At 74.0% G+C, this 13,662-nt stretch carries 12 protein-coding genes and 1 other RNA gene; 4 read left to right on the top strand and 9 right to left on the bottom strand.

Annotated features, from left to right (window positions below):
• Window positions 1-12: 12 nt before the first annotated feature.
• The 3 genes from mraZ to rsmI form a co-directional block, all read right to left on the bottom strand.
• Window positions 13-459 carry a division/cell wall cluster transcriptional repressor MraZ gene (mraZ, locus tag HNR76_RS01140; protein WP_162311363.1) on the bottom strand — a complete coding sequence of 149 codons (447 nt, stop codon included), beginning with the start codon at window positions 457-459 and terminating at the stop codon, window positions 13-15.
• Window positions 460-1,032: 573 nt separating this feature from the next.
• Window positions 1,033-1,397, bottom strand: an RNA gene (gene rnpB / locus HNR76_RS01135) — RNase P RNA component class A.
• A 228-nt stretch (window positions 1,398-1,625) separates the two neighbouring features.
• A complete protein-coding gene (gene rsmI / locus HNR76_RS01130; protein ID WP_162311364.1) occupies window positions 1,626-2,459 on the bottom strand; it encodes a 16S rRNA (cytidine(1402)-2'-O)-methyltransferase in 834 nt (277 codons plus the stop codon).
• Window positions 2,460-2,533: 74 nt separating this feature from the next.
• Here rsmI and HNR76_RS01125 point away from each other — a divergent pair, with 74 nt between their 5' ends.
• The 4 genes from HNR76_RS01125 to HNR76_RS01110 all read left to right on the top strand — a co-directional run bounded on the left by HNR76_RS01125 (window position 2,534) and on the right by HNR76_RS01110 (window position 7,719).
• Window positions 2,534-4,276, top strand: a complete 1,743-nt coding sequence (locus tag HNR76_RS01125) for a penicillin-binding protein activator (protein ID WP_162311365.1) — start codon at window positions 2,534-2,536, stop codon at window positions 4,274-4,276.
• Between the two features lie 27 nt (window positions 4,277-4,303).
• Entirely contained in the window at window positions 4,304-4,693 is a 390-nt protein-coding gene (locus HNR76_RS01120; RefSeq protein ID WP_162311366.1) for a YraN family protein, read from the top strand.
• 254 nt (window positions 4,694-4,947) lie between these two features.
• Window positions 4,948-6,333 (top strand): FAD-binding oxidoreductase, encoded by a 1,386-nt coding sequence (locus HNR76_RS01115; protein WP_162311367.1) that lies wholly within the window; start codon window positions 4,948-4,950, stop codon window positions 6,331-6,333.
• Window positions 6,334-6,555: 222 nt separating this feature from the next.
• A complete protein-coding gene (locus HNR76_RS01110; protein WP_211373181.1) occupies window positions 6,556-7,719 on the top strand; it encodes a MalY/PatB family protein in 1,164 nt (387 codons plus the stop codon).
• Between the two features lie 70 nt (window positions 7,720-7,789).
• Here HNR76_RS01110 and thiL read toward each other — a convergent pair whose 3' ends face one another.
• The 6 genes from thiL to ribD form a co-directional block, all read right to left on the bottom strand.
• Window positions 7,790-8,890, bottom strand: a complete 1,101-nt coding sequence (gene thiL / locus HNR76_RS01105; RefSeq protein ID WP_162311369.1) for a thiamine-phosphate kinase — start codon at window positions 8,888-8,890, stop codon at window positions 7,790-7,792.
• Window positions 8,891-9,182: 292 nt separating this feature from the next.
• Complete coding sequence (nusB, locus tag HNR76_RS01100; RefSeq protein WP_162311370.1) at window positions 9,183-9,650, bottom strand: transcription antitermination factor NusB; 468 nt, start codon at window positions 9,648-9,650, stop codon at window positions 9,183-9,185.
• Entirely contained in the window at window positions 9,647-10,114 is a 468-nt protein-coding gene (ribH, locus tag HNR76_RS01095) for a 6,7-dimethyl-8-ribityllumazine synthase (protein ID WP_162311371.1), read from the bottom strand. The genes nusB and ribH overlap by 4 nt, the downstream gene beginning before the upstream one ends.
• A 137-nt stretch (window positions 10,115-10,251) precedes the next feature.
• Entirely contained in the window at window positions 10,252-11,361 is a 1,110-nt protein-coding gene (gene ribB, locus HNR76_RS01090) for a 3,4-dihydroxy-2-butanone-4-phosphate synthase (protein ID WP_162311372.1), read from the bottom strand.
• Window positions 11,358-11,984 carry a riboflavin synthase gene (locus tag HNR76_RS01085; protein ID WP_162311373.1) on the bottom strand — a complete coding sequence of 209 codons (627 nt, stop codon included), beginning with the start codon at window positions 11,982-11,984 and terminating at the stop codon, window positions 11,358-11,360. Before HNR76_RS01085 ends, ribB begins: the two co-directional genes overlap by 4 nt.
• Window positions 11,985-12,552: 568 nt before the next feature.
• Window positions 12,553-13,638, bottom strand: coding sequence for a bifunctional diaminohydroxyphosphoribosylaminopyrimidine deaminase/5-amino-6-(5-phosphoribosylamino)uracil reductase RibD (gene ribD, locus HNR76_RS01080; RefSeq protein WP_162311374.1), 1,086 nt, complete (start codon window positions 13,636-13,638; stop codon window positions 12,553-12,555).
• Between the last annotated feature and the right edge of the window lie 24 nt (window positions 13,639-13,662).

Here is a 13,662-nt window from a genome sequence, read left to right as displayed (position 1 = left end):
GGGCACCCCGGCTCACAACCGCAGGTCGAGCAATCCATCGCCCAGATCCCCGTCAGACAGCGTCTGCTGGATCAATGCGCGATGGGCCTGCTCGCTCCACAGTTCGAACTTGTCGCCCATGCCCAGCAGCACCGCCTTCTTCTCGATGCCCACCGCGTTGCGGTGGCTGGAAGGCACGCCGATGCGGCCGTTGGCGTCCAGCTCCAGCACGGCCGAGGAACCGACCAGCTTCTGCTGCAGGACCCGGACCACGCGCTGGGTGTTGGGCTTGGCCATGACCTCGTCGCGGACCCGCTGCCATTCCTTCTCCGCGTACAGCCACAGGCAGCCGGCCTCGAACGGGTTGTAGGTCAGCACCAGGCGGTTGCCGCACGCGCCTGCGACCAGGTCGCGATAGGCCGTGGGGATGGCCACGCGCCCCTTGTCGTCCACTGTGATGGCGGTCTCGCCCTGGAACACGTTCGCTGCTACCCGGACCCGGCTGGTGGGAGATCATTCAACCACGGAAAACCACATAAATCCCGGTTTACCCGCAGATACCCACCTTAGGGTTCACCAACAGGGTTGTCAACAGGCTCCAGCGGCAAAAATCGCCTGTTCAGTCAATGGGTTGCAGCAATGTTGACAGATAAGTTCAAAGGTTTTCCACAAGTCGCTGTTTAGTCTCAAATTTTGAGATTTCCACTTCAGCATGATTTGTGAAGACGACGTGAGAGTGCGTGAGCCGCAGGCCCGTCGCCGCGCCGAATCCCCCACCGCACCCGCCACGACCCATCCGGTTCCGCCTCGCCCTGGCCGGAACCTCCGGCCGTGACCGGCGATGGTGAGGAGAAGGAGGAGGCAGCGGCCGCAGGCCGATGCCGGAGGACACCCGCGCCACCGCGGGCCATGGCCGGGCGGCGGGCGATCGAACGGCCCTGGCGCTTCGCCTTGGTCTTTGCCGGGCTGTGCCCCTTCGCCCCCGGCAACTCACGGCCAAGGTCGAAAGCCACCGGCCCTGCGCGCCGGGCCAGGGCCAGTCGAAAAGGAAGGGGGCGGAGCCGGCCGATAAGCCGGGTTCTGTCGTGGACAGTCATTCCTCTAGGCGCAACGTCGCCGTTACGCTCGAGCAGCCTACCCGGACCCGACGCGGGCAACGTCATGAGGTCCCTATTTGGCCTTGCTCCCGGTGGGGTTTGCCGTGCCGGTCCGTTACCGGACTCGCGGTGCGCTCTTACCGCACCATTTCACCCTTGCCTGATCCCGCGCACCCGAGGATGCGAAGGCCATCGGCGGTATCTTTCTGTTGCACTTTCCGTCGGCTCGCGCCGCCCAGGCGTTACCTGGCACCGTGCCCTGTGGAGCCCGGACTTTCCTCGGCATTCCCGAGGGAATGACGCGACTGCCTGGCCGACTCCGCCGCGGGCATTCTACGGCCTTGCGGCTGTTCCTGCGGGAACAGCATGCCGACTCCCGCCATGGCCGGCGGACCGTTGGTCGCGCCAGGGATGGCCGCGGTAGCGAGTGCGCACATGGATGTACGCGCGAGCGGCCCACAACACACCCGGTCCGCCCGGAAGCCAGCCGACCCCAGCGCTTCTGTGGTTGCCGTTGCCGTTGTCGCTGCCAAGCCACGACCCCGCAGATCAGTCGCCGGAATCCGACGCTCCATAGAGCGCCTTGCGCGGCGCGCCGGTGATCTCGGCGGCCAGCCTGGCCGCGGCCGAGGGCGGCAGATGCTTCGCCAGGATCGCATGCACCCGGCGACCTTCAGCAAGATTGGCGTCGGCATCCTCGTCCGCGCCCTGCACCACCAGCACGAACTCGCCCTTGCGCTGGTCGGCATCGGCCTGCACCCGCGCATGCAGCCCGGCCAGCGAGCCGTCCAGCACCGTCTCGAACAGCTTGGTCAGCTCCCGCGCCAGCACCGCCGGGCGCCCGTCGCCGAAGGCCGCGCGCAGGTCGGCCAGCGATGCGTCGATGCGGTGCGCCGACTCGTAGAACACCAGCGTGCGCGCCTCGCCCGCCAGCACCGCCAAACGCTCGCGCCGCGCGGCGGCCTTGGCCGGCAGGAAGCCCTCGAAGGCGAAGCGGTCGCTGGGCAGGCCGGCCACGCTCAGTGCGGCGATCAGCGCCGACGGGCCCGGCACCGGGCTCACCCTCACCCCGGCCTGCCGCGCGGCGCGCACCAGCCGGTACCCCGGGTCGCTGACCAGCGGGGTGCCGGCGTCGCTGACCAGGGCCAGCGACTCGCCGGCCAGCAGCCGCGCCACCAGCCGCTGCGCCAACTGCTGCTCGTTGTGCTCGTGCAGGGCCAGCAGCGGCGTGCCGATGCCGAAATGGGCCAGCAACTGGCCGCTGCGGCGGGTGTCCTCGGCGCAGACCGCCGCGGCCTCGCGCAGTACCTGCTGGGCGCGCGGCGAGAGGTCGCCGAGGTTGCCGATGGGCGTGGCGACGACGTGCAGGATGGCGGCGGGCATGCGAATCCGGGGGTGCGGACGGGAAGGTAGAATCCTAAGCCCTTTCCCCGACAGGCCCGGCCCGACGGATGGACATGCACACTCACGCGCGACCGGCACCGCCCTCCTTCCGCCTGCGCTGGCTCGCCCCGTGCCTGGCCGTGCTGCTGGCCGCCGGCTGCGCCAGCGTGGCCACCGCGCCCAGCGCCGCGCCCGAGTACACCGCCGCCCTGATGCAGTTGGAACAGGGCCAGGCGCGCGAGGCGGCGCAACGCTTCGAGGCCCTGGCCGCCACCGCCGGCCCCGGCCAGCGCAACGCGCTGCTGGCCGACGCCGCCTTCGCCTGGCACGAGGCCGGCGACCCGGCCCAGGCACGGCGCCTGGCCGCGCAACTGGATCCGCGCCGCATCGCCGGGGCCAGCCGCGCCCGCCTGGCATTGATGCAGGCCGAACAGGCCCTGGCCGCGCAGCAGCCCGGCACCGTGCAGGCGGCGCTGGCCGGCAGCCCGTCCAGCCTGTCCGCGCCGCTGCAGGCGCGCTGGCACCTGGCCCTGGCCGCCGCGCACGAGGCGGGGGGCGAGGCGCTGGCCGCCGCCGCCGCGCGCGCGCGCGCCGATGCCGGCCTGGAGGGCGAGGCGCGGCAGCAGAACCACCGTGCCATCGAACGCCTGCTGTCCTCGCTGGACGACGCCTCCCTGGCCGCGCGCGCGGCGGCCCTGCCGGCCGGGGACGCGCTGTACAACTTCGCCGCCCGCGCGCTGGTCCGCCGCGGCCTGGCCCCGCCGCGGCCGTTCGATAGCGGCGATGTCTGGAACTTCGCGCAGCGCCCGCCCGCCGCGGCCGACGGCTACCGCCCACCACGCAAGCTGGCCGTGCTGCTGCCGCTGTCCGGGCAACTGGCCACCGCCGCGGTGCCGGTGCGCGACGGCCTGCTCGCCGGCTACTACGGCGAGCAGCGCGCGCGCCCGGAGATCGCCTTCTACGACACCGCCGGCACCCCGGCCGGCGCAGTGGCCGCCTACGGCCGGGCGGTCGCCGAGGGCAGCGACTTCGTGATCGGGCCGCTCGGCCGCGACGAGGCGACCGCGCTGTTCCGCGACCCATCCGCCACGGTGCCCAGCCTGGCCCTCAACCGCGCCGGCATCGCCGCGCCGCCGGGCCATGTCATGTTCTCGCTGGCGCCGGAGGACGACGGCGTGGCCGCCGCCGACTACCTGCTCGCGCGCGAGCGCCGCAACGTCCTCGTCATCGCCGGCAACGACGAGAACGGGCAGCGCGCGGCGGAGGCCTTCCGCACCCGGCTGCTCGAACGCGGCGGCCAGGTGGCGGCCAGCCTGTCCGTCGGCGAGCAGCCCGGCGACCTGTCGGCGCGGCTGGTCCAGGCGGCGGCGGGCGGCGCCGATTCGGTGTTCCTGGCGGTGCGCGGCCCGCAGGCGCGCGCGCTGGCCCCGCAGTTGGCCCTGGCCGGGCTGGCTTCGCGCACCCGCATCGGCACCTCGCAACTGACCTCCGGCACCGGCAGGCCCGAGGAGGACGGCGTCCTGGACGGCATCGTCTATCCCACCGAGGCCTGGTCCTCGCGCGGGGCCCCGGGCCTGCCCCAGGCCAGCCTGGCCGCCGCGACGGTGCCGACCGCGCGCGGCGCGGCGGCGCGCCTGTTCGCCTTCGGCTACGACGCCTGGCGCATCGCCGCCTACCTGGAGCGGCTGGTCACGCGCACCGACGGCGAGCTTCGCGGCGCCACCGGCGACCTGCGCCTGGACGGCTTCGGCAACGTGGTCCGGCAGCCAGCCTGGGCCACCTTCAGCGGCGGCACGCCGGTGCCCCTGACCCGCTGACCGATGTCGCCCCCGCGCGGCCCAAGGATGGGCGCCGGACCGGACCGCCGCGCACGCGGTGCCCAGGTCGAGGCGGCCGCGCGCGCGCGCCTCGAACATGCCGGCCTGCGCACCCTGGCCGCCAACGTCGGCTACCGGAGCGGCGAACTGGACCTGGTCATGCTCGATCCAGCCGACGGCGGCACCGTGGTGTTCGTGGAAGTGCGCTACCGCGCCGGGCGGACGTTCGGCGGCGGGTTCGCCTCGGTCGACGCCGGCAAGCGCCGCAAGCTGGTGCGCGCCGCGCAGTTGTACCTGGCCTCGCATCCCGCCCTGGCCCCGCGCCCGTGCCGCTTCGACGTGGTCGAGGCCAGCGGCGACCCGCAGGCGCCGCGGATGCACTGGCTCAAGGATGCGTTCCGGCTGGGCGATGCCTGAGCCCCGGCATCGGCGGCGCGTCCCCTGGAGCGCGCGCGCGCCGGCTCCCGGCACCTGCAGGAAAGCTGGCAACCCGCCCAGCGCCGCAGGAATCGGGCGTCGCCGGCGAGCGCATCCGGCGCACCGGCCTTGCCTGGCTCCGGATGCGCTCGCCGACTGAAGCCGGTTTCCACAGGGAGGATGGGAACACGGCGTTCCGTCGCTGCGCCGCGCCTGCCGGACGCACGCCCTCCGCCACCGCCTACAATTCGACGATGACCCACGCCTTGCCTGCCGCCCTCGACGCCGAACTGTCCTCCCTGCTCGGCGCCGACGGCTGGCGCACCGATGCGGCCGCGCGCCGCGCGCATGGCGAGGACGACTCGCGGCAATGGGCGCTGCCCGACGCGGTGGCGGTGCCGCGCGACCCCGGCCAGGTCGTCGCCATCGTCCGCGCCTGCCGCGCGCACCGTGTGCCGCTCGTGGCCCGCGGCGCCGGCACCGGCACGGCGGCGGCGGCGGTGCCGTTCGCCGGCGGCGTGGTGGTCTCCTTCGCGCGCATGGACCGCATCCTCGACATCCGCCCCGGCGACCGCTGCGCGGTGGTCGAGCCGGGCGTGCTCAACGGCGACCTGCAGCAGGCGCTGCAGCCGCATGGCCTGTTCTGGCCGCCGGACCCGTCCAGCGCCGAGCGCTGCACCATCGGCGGCAACCTGGCGTGCAATGCAGGCGGGCCGCGCGCGGTGAAGTACGGCGCCACCCGCGACAACGTGCTGGGCCTGGTCGCGGTGACCGGCGCGGGCGAGCTGATCCGCTGCGGCGGGCCATGGACCAAGGACGCCACCGGCTACGACCTCACCCACCTGATCGTGGGCAGCGAAGGCACCCTGGCCCTGGTCGTCGAGGCCACCCTGCGGCTGGCGCCCCGGCCGCAGGCGCAGGCCGGCCTGCGCATGTTCTATCGCGATGCGGCGGCGGCGGCGGCGGCGGTATCGCGGCTGATGCGCCAGCCGCAGGTACCGGCGATGCTGGAGTTCATGGACGCCAGCGCCATCGCCCTGTTGCGCCGCAACGGCACCGAGGTGCCCGAGGCCGGCGCGATGCTGCTGGTGGAGGCCGACGGCGACCACGAGACCCTGCCCTATGCGCTGCAGGCACTGGCCGACGCAGCCGCGGGCGAGGGCCTGCTGTCGCTGGACGTGGCCGCCGACGGCGCCGCGCGCGACCGCCTGTGGGCCGCGCGCAGGGCGCTTTCGCCGGCGCTGCGCAGCATCGCCCCGGGCAAGATCAACGAGGACGTGGTGGTGCCGGTCTCGCGCATCCCCGACCTGGTGGCCGCGATGGAGGCGCTTTCCGCCGAGTCCGCCTTGCCCATCGTGGTGTTCGGCCATGCCGGCAACGGCAACCTGCACGTCAACATCATGTACCGCCCGGACGACGCGGGCGAGAACGCACGCGCGCATGCCGCCCTGCCGCGCCTGTTCGAGTGCGTGCTCGCGCTGGAAGGCACGCTGTCGGGCGAGCACGGGATCGGCGTGGCCAAGCGCGACTGGATGGCCCGTGCCTTCGACGCGCCGACCCTGGCGGCGATGCGCGCGGTCAAGTCCGCGCTGGATCCGGACGGCATCCTCAACCCCGGCAAGGTGCTGCCGCCGCTGTAGGTGCCGACTTCCGTCGGCGACACGGCCGGCAGCCGCGAAGATCGGCGTGCGCCTGTTGCGGTCGCCGGCCATGTCCGGCTCCGACAACGGCACGACGCGGCCGGCTCTTGCAGGTCGGCGACCGCCTCGATCGCCATGGAGACGACGCGGCACCGGCCGGCCGCCAGGGGCGGCACCGCGACGTCTCCTGCACAATGGGCGCGACCGCCCCGGAGAGCACGCTTGGACACCCGCGACTTCGACGCCATCACCCTGGACCAACTGCGCGCCGGCGGCGGGTTGAAGTGGAGCGCCTTCCCGGACTGCATCGGCGCCTTCGTCGCCGAGATGGACTTCGGCACCGCACCGGCGGTGCGCGAGGCGCTGCGGGACGCGATCGCGCGCGACCGGCTCGGCTACCTTTCCGCCGAGCCGCTGCGCGCGATGGCGCAGGCCTGCGCGCGCTGGCAGCGCGACCACCACGGCTGGGACATCGCCGCCTCGTCGATCAAGGCCATGCCCGACGTGCTCGGTGCGCTCGAGGCCGTGCTGCGCCACTGCCTGCCCGCCGGCGCCCCGGTGGCGCTGCCGGTGCCGTGCTACATGCCGTTCCTCCCGCTGCTGGAGTGGCTGGGCAACCCGGTGGTGCAGGTCCCCATGCACCGCGAGGGCCAGGCCTGGCGGCTGGACGAGGAGGCGCTGGATGCCGCGTTCGCCGGCGGCGCGCGGATGCTGCTGCTGTGCAACCCGCACAACCCCATCGGCAAGGTCTACACCCGCGGCGAGCTGCTGCGCATCGCCGCCATCGCCGGGCGCCACGACGCACGCGTGTTCTCCGACGAGATCCATGCCCCGCTGGTCTATGCCGGCCAGCGCCACGTGCCCTACGCCTCGGTCTCGGAGCCGGCCGCGCACCAGGCCATCACCGCCGTTTCCGCCTCCAAGACCTGGAACCTGGCCGGGCTGAAATGCGCGCAACTGGTCTTCACCCGCGCCGACGACCTGCAGGCGTGGCGCCGGATCGGCGGCTTCGCCGGCGGCGCCACCTCCACCCTGGGCGTGATCGCGCATGCCGCGGCCTGGGGCGAGGGCGAAACCTGGCGGCGGCAGGTGCTGGACTACCTGCAGGGCAACCGCGACCTGCTCGGCCGGCTGCTGCGCGAACGCCTGCCGCGGATCGGCTACCTGCCGCCTCAGGGCACCTATCTGGCCTGGCTGGACTGCCGGGCGCTGCCGCTGCCGATGGCCCCGCACCTGTTCTTCCGCCGCCAGGCGCGGGTGGCGCTGACCGACGGCGGCGAGTGCGGCCAGGGCGGCGAGGGCCACGTGCGATTGAACTTTGCCATGCCGCGGCCGTTGCTGGCCGAGGCCGTGGAGCGCATGGCCACGGCCGTGGCCGCACTGTAGGAACCGGGCATGGCCGGGGAATACCGGCCTTCAGCGGCTCCCCGCCCTCTCGCCGGCCGAGGCCGGCTCCCTACCGGAAGTGCACGTAGCCGGTGCGCGGCGGCAGCCAGGCATGCCCGTCCTCGGACCGTGCGCGCACGCCGGCGCCGGGTACGACGCGGCCGATGCGCGCGCCCTCGGTCCCGGCCTGTTCCAGCGCCAGCAGCACCGCATCGCGCAGCGACGGCGGCGCGGTGAAGCACAGCTCGTAGTCGTCGCCGCCTGCGAGCTGCAGCGCATGCCGGCGCTCGCCGAACGCGGCGCGCAGCGCGGCCGAAGCGGGCAATGCGGCGATCTCCAGTTCCGCGCCCACGCCGCTGCGTTCGCATAGGTGGCCCAGGTCGGCGAGCAGACCATCGGACACGTCCACGCAGGCATGCGCCAGGCCAAGCAGGCGGCAGCCCGCCTCCACCCGCGGCGTGGGCCGTGCCAGGCGCGCGGCCAGGCAGGCGGCCGCCTCCCGGCCCGCCCGTGGCGAGGGAGTCGCCGGCTGGCCCGGCGGCATCGAACCGGCCGCCTCGGGCACAGCGGCCGCATGGGTCGCCTCGATCACAGAGATCGCATGGGCCGCGCCGGCCGGGTCCGGCGCAGCGGCCGGCGGCGGCGGCAGGTACCCGCCCAGCACCAGGGCGCCGGCCGCGTCGCCCAACGTCCCGGTCACCCATACATCGTCGCCCGCGCGCGCGCGGTCGCGGCGCAGGGCCGCACCCGACTCCACCAGGCCCATCGCGGTGACGGCGATGGACAGCGGGCCGCGCGTGGTGTCGCCGCCCACCAGGGCGATGCCATGGGCGCCGGCCAGCTCCAGGAAGCCGTCGAGGAAGGCCTCCACCCAGGCCGCGTCGGCCTCCGGCAGGGACAGCGACAGCGTGCACCAGGCCGGGCGCGCGCCCATCGACGCCAGGTCCGACAGGTTCGCCGCCAGTGCCTTCCAGCCGACGTCGGCCGCCGCGGTGCCCGTGGGGAAATGCACGCCGTCGTTGAGGGTGTCGGCGGTGACCACCAGCTCGTGCCCGGCGGGCATGCGCAGCAGCGCGGCGTCGTCGCCGATGCCCAGCACGATGTCGCCGCGCGCCCCGGCGCGGGGGCGGGTGCGTTGGCGGATCAGTTCGACGAGATCGAATTCGGCCATCGCGGCATCTTGCCCGGATTCGGCGCCGCGCCGCCATCCCGCGGGCAACGGGCGGCACGTACGGCGGGCCATCGAGGGGCGGCGGCAGATCACGGCCACGCCGGGCGGTGGGGCCGGCTGGCCTCGGCTTGCGAAAGCGGCGCTGGGCCGGCAGGCAGCTTGCGTGCGGCCCCGGCCGTTCGGTTCGTTCGGAGCCTCGCGCTTCCCGCCGCCATGCGCGCGGCATGCCGCCGTTCGATCCTCGACGCCTTCGTGGCCCGCCGGGCGCCGGCCCCGCGGTGCGCCGCCCGGGTTAGCGGCCGCGCGAAGCCTGGACCTCGGCCGCGCGCCACTGGGTGCTGGCGCGGTCGAGCACACCGTTGACGTAGGTGTGGCCGTGCTCGGAACCGAAGCGCTTGGCGATCTCGATGGCCTCGTTCAGCACCACCCGGTAGGGCACGTCGAGGCGGTGCAGCAGTTCGTAGGCGGCCAGGCGCAGCACCGCGCGCTCGATGGCGTCCACTTCCTCCACGGTGCGGTCCAGGTGCGGCGCCAGCGCCGCGTCCAGGCCCGCGCGCTCGCCCAGCACGCCCTGGACCAGCTCCTCGAAATAGGCCAGGTCGGCGATTTCGTGGGCCTGTTCGTGCGCGAACTGGGCGATCACCTGCTGCGCGTTGCCGCCGGATATCTGCCAGGCGTAGAGCGCCTGCAGCGCGCGGCGGCGCGCGCGCGCGCGCAGGACCGGGTCGACGCCGGTGCGGGAGCGGTGCGGGCGGCTCATGGCAGGCGCTCCAGCAGGTTGACCATCTCCAGCGCGGCCAGCGCGGCCTCCTCGCCCTTGTTGCCATGGCTGCCGCCGGCGCGGGCCTGCGCGTCCTCGACCTTCTCCACCGCCAGCACGCCGTTGAGCACCGGCACGCCGCTGTCCAGCGCCACCCGCATCAACCCCTCGGCGCACAGGTCGGCGACGTGTTCGTAATGGCGGGTATCGCCGCGGACCACGCAGCCCAGCACGATCAGCGCGCGGTGGCCGCCGGCGGCGGCCAGCGTGCGCGCGGCCATGGGCAGTTCCCAGGCGCCGGGCAGGCGCACCACGTCCACCGCGTCCTCGGGCACGCCGTTGTCGGCCAGGCAGCGGCGCGCGCCGGCCACCAGGGCGTCGGTGATGCGTGCGTTCCAGCGGCTGGCCAGGATCGCGAAACGGGCGCCGGCCGGGAGGCGGAGGTCGCCTTCGTACAAAGTCATGGGCGAGTGGGTTGGTTGCGAGAATGGCGCAGTTTAGTGCATGGGGCCGGCAGGAACGGGCCGAACCGGCGGTTTCGGCCCGCGGCGGCGCTGGAGAGGCCAGCCGCCGAATCCACGCGATCCACCGCGCAGGTGCGCTACGGGGAGACGTACTCGACGACCTCCAGGCCGTAGCCGGCCAGGCCGATCTGCCGGCGCGGCGTGCCCAGCACCCGCAACCGGCCCAGCCCCAGGTCGGCCAGGATCTGCGCGCCGGCGCCGTTGCGCCGCCACTGGCCGACGTCCTTGCCCTCGGCGCGCGGCTCCGGCCGGCCGCTGGAAGGCTCGGCGCGCAGCCGCGCCAGCAGGGCATCGGCGTCGCGCGGCTCGGACAGCACCACCATCACCCCCCGGCCTTCGGCGGCGATCGCGCGCAGCGCATCGGTGGCGGCCACGCCGAAGTCGTCGCGGCGCCAGTGCAGCAGGTCGCTGAGCGGGTTCTCCACCTGCACCCGGACCAGGGTCGGGGAACCCCGGTCGGGCGTGCCGCGGACCAGGGCGAAATGCAGTTCATGGGCGATGCGGTCGCGGTAGGCCACCAGCCGGAACGGGCCGAACTCGGTGTCGATGTCGCGCTCGTCCACGCGCTCGACGGTGTGCTCGGTGGCCAGGCGGTGGGCGATGAGGTCGGCGATGGAGCCCATCTTCAGCCCGTGCTCGTGCGCGAACGCTTCGAGCTGCGGGCGCCGGGCCATGGTGCCGTCGGCGTTCATCACCTCCACCAGCACGCCGGCCGGCTCCAGCCCCGCCAGCAGCGGCAGGTCGCTGGCCGCCTCGGTATGGCCGGCGCGGGTGAGCACGCCGCCCGGCTGGGCGATCAGCGGGAACACGTGGCCGGGCTGGCTCAGGTCCGACGGCCCGGCGTCCGGCCGCACCGCGGTGCGGATGGTGTGGGCGCGATCGTGGGCGGAGATGCCGGTGGTCACGCCCTCGGCCGCCTCGATGCTGACGGTGAAATTGGTGCGGAACTGGGCGGTGTTGTGCCGGACCATCGGCGCCAGGCCGAGCTGCGCGCAGCGCTCGCGGGTCAGCGACAGGCACACCAGGCCGCGCGCGTGGGTGACCATGAAGTTGATGTCGGCCGGCCGGACCCGCTCGGCGGCCATGATCAGGTCGCCCTCGTTCTCGCGGTCCTCGTCGTCGACGATCACGACCATGCGGCCGGCGCGGATCTCCTCCAGCAGTTCGGGAACCGGGGCGAAGTTCATGCCGCCGCTCCGGTGCCGCGCGCGCCGAGCAGGCGCTCGACGTAGCGCGCGACCAGGTCGATCTCCAGGTTCACCGCATCGCCCGCGCCCGTCTCCGAGAAGCGCGTATGGGCGACGGTATGCGGTATCAGGGCAACCTCGAAGCCCTCGGCGTCGACCTCGTTGACGGTGAGGCTGACGCCATCGACGCAGATCGAGCCCTTCCTGGCGATGTACTTCAGCAGCGGCGCCGGCGCGGCGAAGCGCCAGCGTTGCGCACGCGCGTCCTCGTGTACCGACAGCACCCGGCCCACGCCGTCGACATGGCCGCTGACCAGGTGCCCGCCCAGCCGGTCGCTGGGCCGCATCGCCCGCTCCAGGTTCAGCGCGGCGCCCTCGGCCAGCGTGCCGAGGGTGGTCAGCGCCAGGGTCTCGGTGGAGGCATCGGCCTGGAACGAGGACGCGTCGAACGCGACCACGGTCAGGCACACGCCGTTGACCGCGATGCTCTCGCCCAGGCGCACGTCCTCGACGCGTTCGTTCAACCAGGGCAGCGTGCCGGTGGCGAAGCCGAAGCGCACGTCGCCGCCGCGCGGCTCGCGCGCGGCCAGGCGGCCGACGCCCTCGACGATCCCGGTGAACATCAGCGCCCCTCCGCCGGCCGGACGCGGGCGCCGCATCGGCACGGAGGGAAGGGAGGGTGTACGGCCGCGCTTTCGATCGGATGCATAACGTTTCCCGCAGGTGGCGAAAAACGTCCCGGGACACGCACGGACGCCCGGCGATGGCCGAGCGGCGGCGTCTTCTTTCATCCGGACTCTAGGGCGCGGCACCGCCGCAGCGGAGGCCACGCCACAACCGTCGGCTCCGGCATCGGACCGGATCTGCTGACCTTCCGGCATGCGGTCTGCCCGCATAGGCGGCGAGCTTCGATGGGGAAGCCGCTGCCGCCGGAAGCGCTCGCGGGCTCGCCCGGTTCCCCGGCAATGCCGGAGCGCCGCGCCTACCGCCGGTGGGGAATTCCACCCCGCCCTGAAGACGTTCTACATGGTTTGGACATGCCGGCGAACCGGCCCGCGCATTCTAGCACCGCGCCGGCACCCCGCCCCGAGATGTGAAGACGACATTAAAACGCGTGAGCGGTCATGGTCGACCGCAGCCGTCCCGCAACGGGAGGAGGGCGAAACGCGAACCTCCCGCGCACGCGGCGCTCTACGGCCGCAGCAGCAGGCGGCGGTCCTCGCCGACCACCGCCTCCTCGACCCGCCGCAGATGCAGGCGCTGGGCCATGGTTTCGATTCCCATGCCGGCGAACAGCGCGCGCGCGCCGTCGCCCAGCAGCACCGGCGCCTGGTAGAGCAGCAGCTCGTCGACCAGGCCGGCGCGCAGCAGCGCGCCGCACAGCACCGGGCCGGCCTCGACCTGGACTTCGTTGACCCCACGTTCGCCGAGCAGGCGCAGCGCCGCTTCGAGGTCCAGGCCGCCCTCGCGCAGCGGCAGCGCGGCGAACCGGGCATCCGCATCCTCCGGCGGCCGTGCATCGGGGCCGTGCAGGTAAAGGGTGGGCGCATCGCCTTCGCGCACCTTGCGCATCGACAGGCTGCGCAGGAGACGGTCGAGCACCACCCGCAGCGGCGGCACGAACGCGGCGGCGTCGGCCATGCGCACGGTCAGCGCCGGGTCGTCGGCCAGCACCGTGCCGGCGCCGGTGAGGATGGCGCCGCTGCGCGCGCGCCAGCGCTGCACGTCGGCGCGCGCGGCCGCGCCGGTGATCCACTTCGACTCGCCGCTGGCCAGGGCGGTGCGCCCGTCCAGGCTGGCGGCCAGCTTGATCCGCAACCAGGGCCGGCCGCGCTCGATGCGCGAGAGGAAGCCACGGTTCAATTCGCGCGCCTGGGCCTCCATCAGCCCGGCCGCGACCTCGACCCCGGCCGCCTGCAGGATCGCCAGGCCGGCCCCGTCCACGCGCGGGAACGGATCGCGCATGGCCGCCACCACCCGCGCCACGCCGGCGTCCACCAGCGCGCCGGCGCAGGGCGGCGTGCGTCCATGGTGGGCGCAGGGCTCCAGGGTGACGTAGGCGGTGGCGCCGCGCGCCCGCTCGCCGGCCTGGCGCAGGGCGAACGCTTCCGCATGCGGCTCGCCGGTGCGCGGGTGCCAGCCCTCGCCCACCACCTCGCCGTCGCGGGCGATGACGCAGCCGACCATCGGGTTGGGACGGGCGGTGTACAGGCCGCGCTCGGCCAGGCGCAGGGCCCGCGCCATCAGGGCATGGTCGGTGGCGTCGAAAGGCGTCATCCGGGGGGAGTCTGACAAAGACCG

Source organism: Pseudoxanthomonas broegbernensis (assembly GCF_014202435.1).
Classification (GTDB): domain Bacteria; phylum Pseudomonadota; class Gammaproteobacteria; order Xanthomonadales; family Xanthomonadaceae; genus Pseudoxanthomonas; species Pseudoxanthomonas broegbernensis.
Note: the sequence above shows the minus strand (reverse complement) of the source record. Positions and strands in the feature narration are given on the sequence as shown.

What these genes read in the sequence shown, in the direction of transcription:
- ribB (WP_162311372.1), bottom strand. Translation starts at nt 11,361, where the DNA reads ATGAACTTCGCCCCGGTTCCCGAACTGCTGGAGGAGATCCGCGCCGGC.
- nusB (WP_162311370.1), bottom strand. Translation starts at nt 9,650, where the DNA reads ATGAGCCGCCCGCACCGCTCCCGCACCGGCGTCGACCCGGTCCTGCGC.
- HNR76_RS01115 (WP_162311367.1), top strand. Translation starts at nt 4,948, where the DNA reads ATGACCCACGCCTTGCCTGCCGCCCTCGACGCCGAACTGTCCTCCCTG.
- ribD (WP_162311374.1), bottom strand. Translation starts at nt 13,638, where the DNA reads ATGACGCCTTTCGACGCCACCGACCATGCCCTGATGGCGCGGGCCCTG.
- rsmI (WP_162311364.1), bottom strand. Translation starts at nt 2,459, where the DNA reads ATGCCCGCCGCCATCCTGCACGTCGTCGCCACGCCCATCGGCAACCTC.
- HNR76_RS01125 (WP_162311365.1), top strand. Translation starts at nt 2,534, where the DNA reads ATGCACACTCACGCGCGACCGGCACCGCCCTCCTTCCGCCTGCGCTGG.
- HNR76_RS01085 (WP_162311373.1), bottom strand. Translation starts at nt 11,984, where the DNA reads ATGTTCACCGGGATCGTCGAGGGCGTCGGCCGCCTGGCCGCGCGCGAG.
- ribH (WP_162311371.1), bottom strand. Translation starts at nt 10,114, where the DNA reads ATGACTTTGTACGAAGGCGACCTCCGCCTCCCGGCCGGCGCCCGTTTC.
- HNR76_RS01120 (WP_162311366.1), top strand. Translation starts at nt 4,304, where the DNA reads ATGGGCGCCGGACCGGACCGCCGCGCACGCGGTGCCCAGGTCGAGGCG.
- thiL (WP_162311369.1), bottom strand. Translation starts at nt 8,890, where the DNA reads ATGGCCGAATTCGATCTCGTCGAACTGATCCGCCAACGCACCCGCCCC.